This window comes from Serinicoccus kebangsaanensis (assembly GCF_008919445.1).
In the GTDB taxonomy this organism is placed as follows: Bacteria; Actinomycetota; Actinomycetes; order Actinomycetales; family Dermatophilaceae; genus Ornithinicoccus; species Ornithinicoccus kebangsaanensis.
This window is the reverse complement of sequence record NZ_VSLG01000003.1, coordinates 298,945-314,305: the sequence shown is the minus strand read 5'-3', so window position 1 is coordinate 314,305 and position 15,361 is coordinate 298,945. Positions and strand designations below refer to the sequence as shown.

Genomic DNA, 15,361 nt, shown 5'->3' with positions numbered 1-15,361 from the left:
GAGCGATGAGGCAGATCAAGAAGGTGGGCCGGCTCTCGACGCTGGCAGTGGTGATGTCCGGGGCGCTGGTCCTGTCGGCGTGCGGCGGGGGCGGGTCCGGCGACTCCAGTGGCTCGGAGGGCGGCTCGGCCGGGGGTGAGGACGCCGGTGAGGTGCAGGTCATGACCTGGTGGGCGCAGGGCTCGGAGAAGGCCGGCCTGGACGCGCTGGTGGAGGTCTTCGGCGAGCAGCACCCGGACACCGAGTTCGTCAACGCGGCGCTCGCCGGTGGCGCGGGGTCGCAGGCGAAGCAGAAGCTGCAGGCGGACCTGCAGGCCGGCAACCCGCCGGACAGCTTCCAGGCGCACACCGGGGCCGAGCTGCAGGACTACATCGACGCCGGCCAGATCGAGGACGTCTCCGGCCTCTACGACGAGTTCGGCCTGACCGACGTCTTCCCGGAGAGCCTGATCGAGCAGCTCACGGTGGACGACCAGATCTACTCCATCCCCTCCAACGTGCACCGGTCCAACGTCGTCTGGGTCAACCCGGCCGTCCTGGAGGAGGCGGGCGTCGACCCGTCCACGCCCCCGGCGGACCTGGACGCCTGGATGGCCGACATGGAGAAGGTCGCGGCCACCGGCAAGACCCCGGTGACCCTGGGCATGGACTGGACCCAGACCCACCTGCTGGAGAACGTCCTGCTCTCCGAGCTCGGGCCCGAGGCATACAACGGCCTGTGGGACGGGAGCACCGACTGGGCCGGCGGCGAGGTGAACTCCGCGCTGACCAAGTGGGCGCAGATCGTGGAGTGGTCCAACACCGACCGCGACGGGCTCGACTGGGAGCCGGCGCTGCAGCCGGTGATGCAGGGCGAGGCGGCCTACAACGTCATGGGCGACTGGGCCGTGGCGGCCTACGACGCGCAGGACATGACCGCGGGTGAGGACTACGCCTACTGGCCGGTGCCGGGGACCGACGGGGTCTTCAACTACCTCGCCGACTCGTTCACGATGCCTGTGGGCGCGGCGCACGCCGGCGGCACCAAGGCGTGGCTGGAGACGATCTCCTCGGCCGAGGGGCAGCTGGCGTTCAACACGGTGAAGGGCTCGATCCCGGCCCGCACCGACATCGACGCCGCGGAATTCCCGGAGTACCAGCAGTCGGCGATGGAGGCCTTCGAGAACGACACCATCGTCAGCTCGCTGGCGCACGGTGCCGCCGCGCCGGTCGCGGTCTCGACGGCGGTCAACCAGGCCGTGGTGAAGTTCAGCCAGGGCGCGTCCGACGTCGACACCCTGCAGCAGGAGCTGGTGGCGGCCACGGAGTCGCTGTCTCAGTGACCCGCGTCAGGTCCTGGATCCCGGGACTGCTGCTCATCAGCCCGTCCCTGCTGCTGCTCGGTGTGTTCGTCTACGGCTTCATCGGGCTGAGCTTCCGGGAGTCGTTGACCGACAAGCACACCGCGGCGCAGGCGACCGGCCGGGACGAGGTCGGCTTCGTCGGGCTGAGCAACTACACCGAGCTGCTCGCCAGCCCCGCCTTCCAGCACTCGCTCCGCAACCTGGTCATCTTCACGGTGGTCTTCCTGCTCGGCACGCTCATCATCGGCTTCTGCTGGGCGTGGGTGCTGGAGCGGCCGATCAAGGGTGAGGGGATCTTCCGGTCGGTCTACCTCTTCCCGATGGCCGTCAGCTTCGTCGCCTCAGGTGTGGTGTGGAAGTGGCTGCTCAACTCCAACGTGGGCGAGCAGGCGTCCGGGCTCAACCGGCTCTTCCAGATGACCGGGCTCGGCTTCCTGCAGAACGAGTGGTGGACGAACCCGCGCTACGGCATCCTCGCCATCGCGCTGCCGGCGATCTGGCAGCTGTCGGGCTATGTCATGGCGCTGTTCCTCGCGGGCTTCCGCGGCATACCGGACGAGCTGCGGGAGGCGGCGCGGGTCGACGGGGCGAGCGAGCTGCAGCTCTACCGGCACGTCGTCTTCCCGCAGCTGTCGCCGGTCGCGCTGTCCGCGCTGATCATCATCGGCCACATGTCGCTGAAGTCGTTCGACCTGATCATGTCTATTGCGAACCAGTCGGCCTACTCCACCAAGGTGCCGGCGATCGACATGTACAACTTCGCCACCATCTACGACTACGCGAACTCGGCGGCGGTCGGCGTCATTCTGCTGGTCCTCGTGGCGCTCGCGGTCGTGCCGTACCTCTGGTACGACGCGCGGGCCAGGAAGCGGGGCTGAGGCATGGGTGCTGTCACCACCGCCCCGGGGACGCGGGAGATCACGGGGTCGGGCAAGCCGTCGCGGCGCACCGGGAGCCCGGGCTGGCGCACGTTCCGGTATGCCGTCCTCCTCGCCTCGCTGCTGCTGGTCCTCATCCCGGTCTACGTGCTGTTCGTCACGAGCTTCAAGGGCATCGGCGACGCGAGCCCGTCGCGGACATGGTTCTTCCCGCAGGCGTGGACGGTGGAGAACTGGGCCGAGGCGTGGGAGGCGCTGTCACCGGCGCTGATCCGGTCCTTCGCGATGGTCATCCCGGCAGCGGTGCTGTCCTCGCTGCTGGGGTCGATGAACGGGTTCGTGCTCTCGCGCTGGAGGTTCCCGCACGCGAACCTCGTCTTCACGCTCATCCTATTCGGCATGTTCATCCCGTACCAGGCGGTGATGATCCCCCTGGTGCAGCTGATGATCGACATCAACGTGCCCAACGGCATACCGTCGCTGATCCTGCTCCACGTCGTCTACGGCATCCCGATCTGCACCCTCATCTTCCGCAACTACTACGAGACGGTGCCGATGGAGCTGATCGAGTCGGCCCGGGTGGACGGTGCGGGGATGCTGCGGACCTACTTCTCGGTGGTGCTGCCCATCTCGATCCCGAGCTTCGTCGTGGTGCTGCTGTGGCAGTTCACCTCGGCGTGGAACGACTTCCTCTTCGCAGTCTTCTTCTCCACGGCGAACAACGGGCCGGTGACGATGGCACTGAACAACTTGGCGAACGGCGCGATGCTGTCCAACTATGGCGTGTCCATGGCCGGTGCGCTCATCGCCAGCCTGCCCACCCTGCTGGTGTATGTGCTGCTCGGCCGGTACTTCGTCGGCGGGTTGATGGCCGGCTCGGTGAAGGGCTGAGAGGCCCTCAGTTGGAGTAGAGCCGGTTCTTCGAGGTGAGGACCTCGAGCGGGCTCGTCGGACCGTCGATGACGACCGTGCTCGGGATCTCGCTCCAGTCGCCGCCGTTCACGCTGACCTCGCCGCCGTACTCGACAGAGATGTAGGGAGCCACATCGGCAGCGTCGGTGTACTCGTGGGTGATGTCGCCCTCGGGGTAAGGACCGCCCAGGCTGTCGGTCGGGCCGATGCTTGCGCCGTCGCCGGTCACGTAGGTGGCGCCGATCAGAGTCGGTCGGATGCGCACCTCGTGGCCGATCAGGGTCGTGGTGTCGACCTCCTGCGGCTCGAACCCGTCCGCCGGCCAGGCCAGCTCGAAGTAGACGGGCAGGTTGACCAGGGTGCGTCCTTCCGGCGGCTGGATGACGGCCTCCGGCAGTGCGAAGTCGGTCTGGTGGAACTGCTCGATGATCATCGCCTCGGTGAGCTCCTCGACGGTCTCCCCTGAGCGAGGCGGGACAGAGTCGCTGAAACAGGTGGAATCCCCAGGGGCCCAACCCTCCAGCACGTCGCCATCAGCTGAGACGGTTCGGCGATAGATGACCGCGAGGGCGAACGCTGGGTCCGCCACTCCGGCGCAAGCGTCCAACGCAGCCTGACAAATCTCCAGACGCGGTTGGTTGACGGTATTCGGGGGCCGGCAGTCGATCACTGCCTGGTACTCGTACCACGACGTAGCGCTCTCTGGGTTCGCTCCGGGTGGCCATTGGTTGGAGATGGCCCTGACTTCCTCGTGGGTCAGGCCGACTTCCGAACCGTCACCTTCGTTGTCGCACTGGATGCCGCCACAAGGCGGATCACTCGGATCCGGTTCATCCGCATAGCCGAAGGCGCCAATCGCCGCGACCAGGGATCCAGTTGCGGAAACCATCGCCCATCTCATTGGTCGACAGTGATGCTCTCGACAAGCCAGCCGTCCGACCACTGCGCCCGCACCACGAGAGTTGCACTGGCTTGGGGCAAAGTGCGATCGGTCGGCTCTCCGTCGCGCAAATAGGGCTGCTCCACTTGCTCCACGGGAACGGCCACCCGCGCCCCGTCGCCTGTGAAGATGGTTTCGGGATCGCCGATCTGAAAGGTGTCCTGCTCCAGGTAGTCGCCGTTCTCCACGCCGTAGGCCACGGACTCCTCATGGTTGACGCAGGATTCGCAACCCTCCGCAGCGAGGGGCTCGAGGAGGCCCGTCTCGGGTGATTTCCCGGTGTAGTTGATGAGCCGCAGATAATGCATGGCGAAGGCGACGGCGCCCGCCTCTGTCTGCTCGGTCGCCTCGTCCGGCAACTCGGGCGGTCCGTCGGCGGTGGGCTCCTCCGTCGGCTCCTCCGAGGTCTCCTCAGGCGCCTCCGTGGTCGTCTGGGCCGGCTCCTCGGTCACTGTGGTGAGCGAGGCCTCCGACGTCGGGGGAGGGGAGGGCTCGGTGGAGTTGTCGCAGCCGGCGAGCAGCACCAGGCCTGCCACGGCAGCGACGATCGTGGTGCGGGACACGGCATACCCCTCTTCTTCTCGGACGGCCGCAGATCCCCCGCAACCGTCGGTTCAGCTCCAGTGTGCCCCAGTCGGAGGCTGCTGAACGCTCGTCCACAGTAGAGAAGCGCGCCCGATCTGACCACCCCCGAGCCCGCGCCCGCACCCCGCCACGAGGCTCCGAGCCGCCGTCTCCCGGGCGACACGCGCACCCGACACGCAGCGCGGGGCACGCCCCTTGCATCTGGTGCACCGGTGACCTAGGCTCCCCATATCTAGTAGTTACAAGCGTGTGTTTTGTCCACATCTTGTGCACAACGTGGTAGAATTGACCCACAGGTCATCCACAAGCAGTCCCCAGATCCACCCACAGGGACCCTCTGTCAGGGCCTCCCGCACCGATGCGACACCGAGGAGCGACATGCACTGCCCGTTCTGCCGGCATACCGACTCCAAGGTCGTCGACAGCCGCGTGCAGGAGGAGGGCACGGTCATCCGCCGTCGTCGTCAGTGCCTCGAGTGCGGGCGCCGCTTCGGCACCGTGGAGACCGCCACCCTGTCGGTGATCAAGCGCTCCGGCGCGACCGAGCCGTTCAGCCGCGACAAGGTCATCACCGGCGCGCGCAAGGCCTGCCAGGGCCGCCCGGTCACCGACGACCAGCTCCAGCTCCTCGCCCAGCAGGTCGAGGAGTCGATCCGCGCGCTCGGGCAGGCCGAGGTGGACGCGCACGAGGTGGGGCTGGCGATCCTGGAGCCGCTCAAGCGGCTCGACGAGGTCGCCTACCTGCGCTTCGCGTCCGTCTACCAGGCGTTCGACAACCTCCACGACTTCGAGTCGGCCATCACGCTGCTGCGCTCCGAGCGCGACGCGGAGTCCGTCTCACCGGAGCCGACTCCCTAGACCTGGGTCTGTCGGTCCCCACCGCTTCACTGAACACATGCACCGCTGACCATCCGCACCACACCAAGGAGAGCAAGTCATGACCGAGACGACCGGGTCGAAGACGCGCACGCGCCGCAGCGGCAAGGGCCTCAAGATCGAGCGCATCTTCACCACTCCGGGTGTGCACCCGTACGACCAGATCACCTGGGAGCAGCGGGACGTCGTCCAGACCAACTGGAAGACGGGCGACACGATCTTCGAGCAGCGCGGGGTGGAGTTCCCGGACTTCTGGTCGGCGAACGCCTCGACCATCGTCACGACGAAGTACTTCCGCGGCGCCGTCGGCACCGAGCAGCGTGAGACCGGCCTCAAGCAGCTGGTCGACCGCGTCGTCCTGACCTACGTCAAGGCGGGCAAGGAGCACGGATACTTCACGACTGAGGAGGACGCCGAGGTCTTCGAGCACGAGCTGACGTATGCCCTCGTCCACCAGATCTTCTCCTTCAACTCTCCGGTCTGGTTCAACGTCGGCACCAAGAGCCCGCAGCAGGTCAGCGCGTGCTTCATCCTCTCGGTGGACGACTCGATGGACTCGATCCTCAACTGGTACAAGGAGGAGGGCTTCATCTTCAAGGGCGGCTCGGGCGCCGGCCTCAACCTCTCCCGCATCCGCTCCTCCAAGGAGCTGCTCTCCTCCGGGGGCACCGCTTCCGGCCCGGTCTCCTTCATGCGCGGTGCGGACGCCTCCGCGGGCACCATCAAGTCCGGTGGCGCGACCCGCCGCGCGGCGAAGATGGTCGTGCTGGACGTCGACCACCCGGACATCGAGGAGTTCATCGACACCAAGGCGCGCGAGGAGGACAAGATCCGTGCGCTGCGCGACGCCGGCTTCGACATGGACCTCGGCGGCAACGACATCGTGTCGGTGCAGTATCAGAACGCCAACAACTCGGTCCGCGTCTCCGACGAGTTCATGAAGGCGGTCGAGGACGGTGGCGAGTTCGGCCTCACCTCCCGCAAGGACGGCTCCGTCGTCTCCACCGTCGACGCCCACGAGCTGTTCACCAAGATGGCACAGGCCGCGTGGGAGTGCGCCGACCCGGGCATCCAGTACGACGGCACCATCAACGACTGGCACACCAACCCCGAGACCGGCCGGATCACCGCGTCCAACCCCTGCTCCGAATACATGTCGCTGGACAACTCCAGCTGCAACCTCGCCTCGCTGAACCTGCTGAAGTTCCTCAACGAGGACGACACCTTCGACGTCGACACCTACCAGAAGGTCACCGAGCTGGTCATCACCGCGATGGACATCTCCATCTGCTTCGCGGACTTCCCGACCGACCCGATCGGCGAGACCACCCGCAACTACCGCCAGCTCGGCATCGGCTACGCCAACCTGGGCGCGCTGCTCATGGCGACCGGCCACGGCTATGACTCCGAGGGCGGCCGGGCGCTTGCCGCGTCGCTGACCTCGCTGCTCACCGGTGCTGCCTACAAGCGGTCGGCGGAGATCGCCGGTGTGGTTGGCCCCTACAACGGGTATGCCCGCAACGCCGACGCGCACAAGCGCGTCATGCGCAAGCACCAGGCGGCGAACGACGAGATCCGCACGCTGCACGCCATGGACGCCTCGGTGCACAAGGCCGCGACCAAGGCGTGGGACGCCGTCGTGAAGACGGGGGAGAAGCACGGCTACCGCAACGCCCAGGCCTCGGTGCTCGCACCCACCGGCACCATCGGCTTCATGATGGACTGCGACACCACCGGCATCGAGCCCGACTTCTCGCTGGTGAAGTTCAAGAAGCTGGTCGGCGGCGGGTCGATGCAGATCGTCAACCAGACCATCCCGCGCGCGCTCAACCGCCTGGGGTATGCCGACGAGACGATCGAGGCGATCGTCGAGTTCATCGCGGAGAACGGTCACGTCATCGACGCCCCGGGTCTGAAGCCGGAGCACTACGAGGTCTTCGACACCGCGATGGGCGCCCGGGCGATCAAGCCGATGGGCCACGTGCGGATGATGGCGGCGGTGCAGCCCTTCCTGTCCGGCGCGATCTCCAAGACGGTGAACCTGCCGGAGTCGGCGACGGTCGAGGAGATCGCGGAGGTCTACCTGCAGGGGTGGAAGCTCGGCCTCAAGGCGCTCGCGGTCTACCGCGACAACTGCAAGGTCGGCCAGCCGCTGTCCGACGGCAAGAAGGACAAGGACGCCAAGGCGGACGAGAAGGCCGAGGCCGCTCCGGAGAAGGTCGTGGAGTACCGCCCGGTCCGCACCCGGCTGCCGAAGCGTCGGGCCAGCCAGACCACGAGCTTCGCCGTGGGCGGGGCTGAGGGCTACCTGACTGCCGGGACGTATGACAGCGGCGACCTGGGCGAGCTCTTCCTCAAGTTCGGCAAGCAGGGCTCGACCCTGGCCGGTGTCATGGACGCCTTCTCGATCGCGGTGTCGATCGGCCTGCAGTACGGCGTGCCGCTGGAGACCTTCGTGGAGAAGTTCACCAACCTGCGCTTCGAGCCTGCCGGCATGACCGACGACCCGGACGTGCGCATGGCGCAGTCGATCATGGACTACGTCTTCCGCCGCCTGGCGCTGGACTACCTGGACTTCGAGACCCGGTCCTACATGGGCATCCACACTGCGGAGGAGCGGGCGCGCCAGCTGGAGACCGGCTCCTATGCGCCGCTGGAGCCGTCGAACGACGACGACGACTACGAGGACGAGCTGCAGAACCTCAGCCAGTCTGCCGCGACCACGCCGGCCAAGAAGGAGAAGGCGGAGAAGGTCGCCGACCAGTCCGGCGCAGGTGCCGCCGACGCCCGCCAGGCGGAGTCGGGGATCCACTCCTCGGCCGAGCTGCTCGAGCAGTTCCAGGGCAAGGTCGCCGACGCGCCGATGTGCATGACCTGCGGGACCAAGATGCGTCCGGCAGGGTCGTGCTATGTCTGCGAGGGTTGCGGCAGCACCAGCGGCTGCAGCTGATCTCACGCGGAACGGATGGCTGGGACGCGATCGGCCACGGCAGCCCCTCCGGAGTTGCTCGTGGGTTGATCCTACCGTCGATCGGAGACACTCATAGGGAGGTCCTCTACTTGGTGAGACCCCGCGACAGTGCCCCAGACTCTCGGACACGAAGGTTAGCTGCGGCCTTCAGTATCGCGACGTCTTCCCGCAGTTGCCGGTCCTCTGCCGTCAGCTTTCGGATCTCGGCCAGTTCTTCGCTCCTGGCGCCCCGGCGTTGGGCACCTCCGCCCTAGACCTGTATCGCCCACGGACGGCGGTCTCCTTTCCCAACCCCCTACGGCGGGCGACGGCTTAGCGGCCGCGGTCAACGAGGAGTACTTGCCCAAGAACTCTCCCTCCAGGCGAACGCGATGCTCCTGGCACTTCAGATCGATCATCTGCGGCATGGACTATTTCTCCTCCTCAAGGATGCAACACCACCGCGGTGCTTCACCGGGGCACCTGCCAGCGCAGTTCGCGAAGACACGTGGTTGTGTCTGTCCCGCCGCTGGCAGCGACGTTTCGGTGGCAGAGGGCAGCGGGTCCTGTCTCCAGGGTTGCTAAGACGGGCAGGTGTGGCTCACTCGACTGGGCGAGTGTCGAGGTTAGGATCGTCAGTCACAACTGGCAGACTGACGATTACATTGAAGGAAGAGTCGTCGCACTCGCTCCGCGCGTAGCTAGATATGCGGATGGACTAGGAGACCATGGTATGGAGACGAAGTCGTCGACCTTCGCCTTCATCGACCTCTTCGCGGGGCTCGGCGGGTTTCATGTGGCGTTGAAGAAGCTAGGGGGCGAAGCGGTCTTCGCCGCAGAGTGGGAACCCGCGCTCAACCAGCTCTACACCGACAACTACGGTCTGCCCGCCTGGACCGATCTGAACGGACTCGACACCGACGACGACATCGATCGGGAAGTGCCCGACCATGCGCTCTTGGCTGCGGGCTTTCCGTGTCAGCCGTTTTCCAAGGCTGGAGACCAACTCGGTTTCGGCGACACCTCCCAGGGGAACCTCTTCTTTAAGGTCCTCCAGATCCTCAAGGTGAAGCGACCCAGTCGGTTCATTCTGGAGAACGTCCCCAACATCCTCAAGCACGACGGTGGGCGCACTCAGGACACGATCTTGGCCAAGCTGCGAGGGCTCGGCTACGCGGTGGAGGTCGCACACTTCTCACCACACGAGTTCGGCATCCCCCAGGTGCGTGACCGCGCCTACTTCGTTGGTTCATTGGATAGCCTCGATGGCTTCACTTGGCCGGAGAAGCATAGGGGACACACGGACATCACGTCGGTTCTGCGCAGGGACGTGTCGGCCCCGCGTGCCATCCCAGAGCGCACACTCGAAGCGATCGACATGTGGGGCGATTTTCTCAAGCGCTCCCCGGCATCGTTGAAGATGCCGGCGTTCCCAGTCTGGGCCATGGAGTTCGGCGCCACGTACCCGTACGAGCATGACACCCCTCCAGCAGTTTGGGAGCGTCGACGTAAGTACGGCCTTAGTGGCATGCACGTACAGGGTAGCTTTGGCTTCGATCTCGACGGCCTGCGCATCGCTAAGCAGCACGAGTTGATCCCGAGTCACGCTCGTCGCGATGGGGAACTCGCGTTTCCGCGCTGGAAGCGAGTTTTCATCCGCCAGAACCGCGAGTTTTTTCGGGACAACGCCTCGTGGATAACGCCGTGGCTGAACCATTGGCAACCGTGGACTTTCCCATCGAGCTTTCAGAAGATGGAGTGGAACGCCCAGGGCGAGGTTCGCAACATCGACAACTTCGTGCTCCAGGCGCGCGCTTCGGGGTTGCGCATCAAGCGGCCTACGACGGCTCCCAGCCTCATCGCGTTCACCCAGACCCAGGTGCCGATCCTTGGTGCCAACCTTGCCGGCGAGCGGCGCTACATGACCCCCCGCGAGTGCGCTCAGCTCCAGAGCCTCGGAGACATCTGCCTGCCCGAGAGCGACCTTGATGCCTACAGGGCGCTCGGCAACGCCGTGAACGCCAGCGTGGTGGAGGCCATTGCCAAGCCTTTGCTGATAGGCCTTCCTGCACCCCAGACGCCTACTGGGGCGTCAAAGACCGACCCGACTTGTGAACTACTTGGAGTCCTCGCATGAGCCTCGACCTCGAAGACCTTGACATGGACGTGCCCGCCGACAACGAGGAGGAGGATCCCAAGACCCAAATGTGGGAGAGCATCGCGGACGGGCTCGCGACTCTATCGGAATCACCCGACGTTCCAGATGGGATCTCGGTGAACGCTGCCATGTTCACCCGCGAGGACGTCGACTTCAGCACCGATGCATGGATTCATCGGTTAAGCGACGTGCAAGGATGGCTCTCGCTAAGCGGCGACCTGCCCACCAATTCTTACGATGACTTCGTCAAGGCGTTGGCGAGCGAACTCGGCATTGAGATGGACGAGGCCCTCGAAGTCGGTGACGGAGCCGCGCAACTGTCCGTCAAGACAGTCGAGAAGCTCCGTAACCGGGTCGAGACTGCGGTGGGTCTCCAGCAGAGGTTCCTAGAGGATCTGGACACCGATGGAGTCAGCCGCGCAGAAGCCACGACATTGTGGTCCGAAATCTGGTCGGGCGAGGAAGATAGCGTCGCCGAGTCCGACAGCCTTCAGCCAGTGTCGGCCAAGGCGGCAGTGTGGCACATCTTCCAACTCACCAAGAAGAAGTTGAACCTCGCCCCCTCCTATCAGCGAGGCGACGTCTGGCGCACTGGTGACCGGCAGGCGCTCATCGAGTCGATCTTGCGAGGCATTCCTCTACCGTCGTTGATCCTCCTGCGGACGGAGGGGGCAACCACTCACGAGGTCGTTGACGGAAAACAGCGCCTGACGGCGATTCTGCGGTTCGTGGGGGCACATCCGCGCGCTCTCGAGAGGGTCAGGGCGGCAGATGCCCGCCACAAAGGCCAAGGCCTGCTCTCTCTGTTCACCACGGACTACCCGGCCTTCCGCCGAGCGTGGAAGGTGCTCGAGAAGGAGACCCTCACCACCAAGCTCGAAGATGAGTACTACTACCCATTCAAGTTGCGCAACAACGATGACGGCGGACTGCGGGGCGAGTACCTCGAATCCTTCCAGGGAAAATACTACACCGAAATCAGCGAGAAAAAGATCCGGGTTTCTGGTCAGGAGATCGACGTCGATGAACTCTTCACGGGCGCTCCCGACTACCAGATCCCGGTTATCGAGTACCTCGAGGCCACTCAGCGCCAGATCCACGAGGTGTTCAAACTCTACAATAAGCAGGGCGTCCACCTGAACGCCGAAGAGATCCGAAACGCGGTGTACCACGAGGTGACGCTGATGCCGGCGACGCTGTTCGCGGCCGGCGACGCCGCCCCTGGAACCCGGGCTGACCAGATCGCGAACGGGGCGCTCGTGGACGTCCCGGGCCTCGAGGATCTCGGAAAGACACTGAAAGACTACGGTTTCGGAGACTCCCGATACAAGCGCACCAAGGTGCTATCGTGGATCCTCGCGGTGCTCCTGCGCGACACCAATGGCAAGCCGTTGATGTCCACCGCTAAGCACATCGATCAGCTCTTGGACGAAGTCAGTGACGCGGAGGAGCACCCAGACCATTCGCTGCGGGACAACTCAACGTTGGCGAGGCTGTTCACGTGGATTGCGGGCGTAGCTGAAACGCACATGAGTCACGACGAACTCTGGGCACCAGAATTCAAGGATGGCGGCAGTGGGGGAAAGTGGCAGGAGTTGCAACTAGTGGGGTCGTTGGTCGGCATCGCATTCGCAATGGCGGCTTCCCCGGAGGACATCGAGGACCGCATCGACGCCAACGCGGACGCCATCTTCAACGCGAGCAAAAACCAGTGGAAGCGCATGGAAAAGACCCAGACTAGGACTCAATGGGACTACATCGCCCGGATCGCCACCGAACTCGTTGAGTTGCTGGGGATTGACCCCAACGTAGCCTCGGCTGCTGTGCGAGATAAGTTTGGGTCATCTGGCTTCGAATCGCTTCGCGCCATGATAATCGTGCCCAAGACTGACGACTAGCGTGCGAAACCATGCAGTCACCCCTCGGAACAGAGCGCGTCTACTTTGACCCTCCAGTCGCCTCTACCCTCGTGGAAGCCTGGTGGCCCCGCTATTTGCGGACTCTGACGGGCCTAACGCCGACAGCTCGCTCAGCGCTGGAAGCCGACTGCAGGTACATCCTCGAGCGAGGCATCCTCGGCGATGGCGAGCCCAACGAGCACACATGGCCGGCGAACCGTGTGCGTACCGGCTTGGTGATGGGGTCCGTTCAGTCGGGTAAGACCGCGTCGATGCTCGGGGTGAGTGCTCTCGCCTTAGACGAAGGCGTCGACGTTTTAGTGATTCTGGCCGGCACTCGACTGTCGCTGTGGCGCCAGACCTTCGAACGACTGGCGACTCAGTTGGACGGGGGGGAAACTTCTGCCCAGAAGATATCCCGGCGACTTCTCGTCCCGTCCCCTGACGTGGTCCTATCGAAGGAGCCATCACACCTGACCAACATTTACAGAATGCCGTCCGCCGCCGTCCGACGTCGGCTACAAGACAACAACCCGATCATCGCGGTGGCTATGAAGCACACTGACCACCTCCACACTCTCGGACGTGCCCTCAAGACCAGCGTCTTCGAGGCGATCAGCAAGCTCGACCGCCCAGCGCAGATGCTTGTCCTCGACGACGAGGCGGACGACGGCTCGATCCTCGACGCCCGCGTGGAGGCAGGCCAGGATCTGGTATCCGGAAACCTGAAGCAGGTTCCCCGCGCCATTGCGAATCTTTGGGAGCCCGCGCAGCCTGCGCCCTCTAACCTCTTTACGACCTATATCGGCTACACCGCCACGCCGCAAGCGAACCTGTTGCAGGAAGACCACAACCCGCTCGCCCCACGCGACTTCATCATCTCCCTGCGCACGCCCCTCGACGTGGGCAACCCCGTCGATCCCACCAATCCCGGTGACCTGGACGCGCCGCGGTCTTCGACGTACCCCGAGCCTGAGGGCTCACACTCCTTCTATACCGGTGGCGAGGTGTTCTACCGCAGGGGTGCGCGGGCCGCGCTGTGTCAGCCGATCACGGGCAACCAGGATCTAGACCTCGCCGAAGCGTTACGGGCGTTTCTGGTGGCCGGTGCGATCCGGCTTCATCGTTCCGGTATGCACGGCCCCCGGACTGCAATGAACCTGCTATTCGACACCGAGGAAAATGCGGCCATTGGCGTCGCCGCGCCACACTCGATGCTCCTCCACCCATCGGCGACCATTACGGACCACTTCCAGGGTGCTGAGGACGTCCTTCTGTGGGCAGGGGTCTCCGACAGATCTACTGCGCGAGCGCTGCTGGAGACCGGGGACGCCCGCTTACCGGGCTCGTTGCTCGCCTCGATCACTGGGGAGCCTGCCAAGTGGTCAGCCTGGCTGGACCTCTACGAGCGCTCGGCCCGTGAGATCGAGGCTGAGTTCAATATCTTGAACCCGGCCCCCTTCCCCGACTGGGCGACCACCGAGGTCTTGCTGGCCGAAGAGGTCATTCCTGGCACTAGGGTATCGGTAGTTAACAGCGACCCCGGCGCAGATGACCGCCCGTTTTTCCGGCCGACGCTGGACTCCGAGACTGGTAAGTGGCGTGCTGCTCGCGACCTGTCAACAATCTTCGTGTCCGGCAACGTCATGGCGCGCGGCCTGACGTTGGAGGGCATGACCACGGCGCTGTTCCAGCGGTCGTCGGCCAACCCGTTGGCCGACACACAGATGCAAATGCAGCGCTGGTTCGGCTATCGAGGCAGTTACATTGAGCTGTGTCGAGTGTTCGCCGATCCCGACCAGCTTGACCTCTTCCGTGCCTACCACGACATCGACGAGGCCGTCCGGGTCGCGGTTACCGAGAAAATGGCCGGAAGCGCTCCCGATCCGGTGGTGCTCCAGGGCATGAGCTTCCTGGCGACGGGCAAGATCGCCAATCTGGGTCGACGGCCGCTGAGCCCCGGCTCGAAGCCGTTCGTGAAGTTGATCAACGACGGATCCCGGCCCGACCCGAACGTGCAGTTGATGACCAACCTGTTCGACACAGAGCCGTCGTCCGACCTCGTAGTCGGCCATACGCGAGGCCGCATCCGCGACACACCGCTGAGCCTCGGCGAGGCGGCTGACTGGCTCGACTCTCTCGACTTCGCCGGATACTGGCCCGGCCGCAATCACCAGGTCGCCGAGCACTGGGCCCAGGTGGAAGCGCGGCTGAACGCGATACAGCCGTTGGTCCCGCCTGGGCTCTACCGCGCGCCCCTTTGCGCAGGTGTTCCCTCGGCTGTCCGCTCGGTTTGCCCCTACTCGATCGCGGCATACCTTCGTCTGTGGGACGCTTGTCTAACCAGACCCGTTCGCGGTCTCTTTGTATCCGGTAGGCCGGCCGAACTGTGGTCCATGTCGGATCTCGAACGCAAGATGGTGGACCAGCCGCGCTTCTGGATCGGCATCCGCTATGGCGACGGTAATCCGGTGAGCACCGGGGTTGCTTCCGAGCTTCCCTTCACTATCCTGGCCACCACCAAGAGCGTGGACGCCGGCGAGATCACGACCGCGTGGGGCTCCAACGACCCCAGCGCAGGCCCTGGCCAGTACCGGGGTGACGAATTCTTCGACTATTATCACCGAGGCTCCAGCGTCCCCACGCTTGCTGGTGACTCCGCCTGGCGTCCCATCGGCTCCGACGGGTTAATTCTGTTCTACGTGAACCAGTTGCCCGGCCAGGCCCATCCAGCGCTAGCCGTCGGCGTCTCCCTTCCGGCCGGCGGACCGGAGCAGTTCGCTGCCACCCGCGCCGGCGCCGTGACGATCTGAGAGCGGTG

At 65.0% G+C, this 15,361-nt stretch carries 10 protein-coding genes; 8 read left to right on the top strand and 2 right to left on the bottom strand.

All coding sequences use genetic code 11. The features are described from left to right. Window positions 1-5 precede the first annotated feature (5 nt). From FXF60_RS05345 to FXF60_RS05335, 3 genes are read left to right on the top strand one after another with little or no spacing between them, the layout of a single operon-like run. On the top strand, window positions 6-1,322 hold the full coding sequence (locus tag FXF60_RS05345; protein WP_151524225.1) for an ABC transporter substrate-binding protein: 1,317 nt from the start codon (window positions 6-8) through the stop codon (window positions 1,320-1,322). Continuing rightward, on the top strand, window positions 1,319-2,221 hold the full coding sequence (locus FXF60_RS05340) for a carbohydrate ABC transporter permease (RefSeq protein WP_151524224.1): 903 nt from the start codon (window positions 1,319-1,321) through the stop codon (window positions 2,219-2,221). The genes FXF60_RS05345 and FXF60_RS05340 overlap by 4 nt, the downstream gene beginning before the upstream one ends. A gap of 3 nt (window positions 2,222-2,224) precedes the next feature. Next, on the top strand, window positions 2,225-3,112 hold the full coding sequence (locus FXF60_RS05335; RefSeq protein WP_151524223.1) for a carbohydrate ABC transporter permease: 888 nt from the start codon (window positions 2,225-2,227) through the stop codon (window positions 3,110-3,112). Between the two features lie 7 nt (window positions 3,113-3,119). Here FXF60_RS05335 and FXF60_RS05330 read toward each other — a convergent pair whose 3' ends face one another. Further along, window positions 3,120-4,022, bottom strand: coding sequence for a hypothetical protein (locus tag FXF60_RS05330; RefSeq protein WP_151524222.1), 903 nt, complete (start codon window positions 4,020-4,022; stop codon window positions 3,120-3,122). An 8-nt stretch (window positions 4,023-4,030) separates the two neighbouring features. Then, on the bottom strand, window positions 4,031-4,636 hold the full coding sequence (locus FXF60_RS05325; RefSeq protein ID WP_151524221.1) for a DUF6318 family protein: 606 nt from the start codon (window positions 4,634-4,636) through the stop codon (window positions 4,031-4,033). A 400-nt stretch (window positions 4,637-5,036) separates the two neighbouring features. Here FXF60_RS05325 and nrdR point away from each other — a divergent pair, with 400 nt between their 5' ends. From nrdR to FXF60_RS05300, 5 genes are all read left to right on the top strand, one after another. Continuing rightward, on the top strand, window positions 5,037-5,516 hold the full coding sequence (gene nrdR / locus FXF60_RS05320; protein ID WP_151524220.1) for a transcriptional regulator NrdR: 480 nt from the start codon (window positions 5,037-5,039) through the stop codon (window positions 5,514-5,516). A 79-nt stretch (window positions 5,517-5,595) separates the two neighbouring features. Continuing rightward, window positions 5,596-8,484 (top strand): vitamin B12-dependent ribonucleotide reductase, encoded by a 2,889-nt coding sequence (locus FXF60_RS05315; RefSeq protein WP_151524219.1) that lies wholly within the window; start codon window positions 5,596-5,598, stop codon window positions 8,482-8,484. Window positions 8,485-9,217: 733 nt separating this feature from the next. Further along, window positions 9,218-10,621, top strand: a complete 1,404-nt coding sequence (locus FXF60_RS05310; protein ID WP_151524218.1) for a DNA cytosine methyltransferase — start codon at window positions 9,218-9,220, stop codon at window positions 10,619-10,621. Further along, complete coding sequence (locus FXF60_RS05305; protein ID WP_151524217.1) at window positions 10,618-12,540, top strand: GmrSD restriction endonuclease domain-containing protein; 1,923 nt, start codon at window positions 10,618-10,620, stop codon at window positions 12,538-12,540. The genes FXF60_RS05310 and FXF60_RS05305 overlap by 4 nt, the downstream gene beginning before the upstream one ends. Window positions 12,541-12,551: 11 nt before the next feature. Next, on the top strand, window positions 12,552-15,353 hold the full coding sequence (locus FXF60_RS05300) for a Z1 domain-containing protein (RefSeq protein WP_151524216.1): 2,802 nt from the start codon (window positions 12,552-12,554) through the stop codon (window positions 15,351-15,353). Window positions 15,354-15,361 lie beyond the last annotated feature (8 nt).

Bases quoted from the DNA above. Each gene is read 5' to 3' on its own strand.
- FXF60_RS05330 (WP_151524222.1), bottom strand. From the start codon at position 4,022: ATGGTTTCCGCAACTGGATCCCTGGTCGCGGCGATTGGCGCCTTCGGC.
- FXF60_RS05345 (WP_151524225.1), top strand. From the start codon at position 6: ATGAGGCAGATCAAGAAGGTGGGCCGGCTCTCGACGCTGGCAGTGGTG.
- FXF60_RS05315 (WP_151524219.1), top strand. From the start codon at position 5,596: ATGACCGAGACGACCGGGTCGAAGACGCGCACGCGCCGCAGCGGCAAG.
- FXF60_RS05300 (WP_151524216.1), top strand. From the start codon at position 12,552: ATGCAGTCACCCCTCGGAACAGAGCGCGTCTACTTTGACCCTCCAGTC.
- FXF60_RS05335 (WP_151524223.1), top strand. From the start codon at position 2,225: ATGGGTGCTGTCACCACCGCCCCGGGGACGCGGGAGATCACGGGGTCG.
- nrdR (WP_151524220.1), top strand. From the start codon at position 5,037: ATGCACTGCCCGTTCTGCCGGCATACCGACTCCAAGGTCGTCGACAGC.
- FXF60_RS05310 (WP_151524218.1), top strand. From the start codon at position 9,218: ATGGAGACGAAGTCGTCGACCTTCGCCTTCATCGACCTCTTCGCGGGG.
- FXF60_RS05305 (WP_151524217.1), top strand. From the start codon at position 10,618: ATGAGCCTCGACCTCGAAGACCTTGACATGGACGTGCCCGCCGACAAC.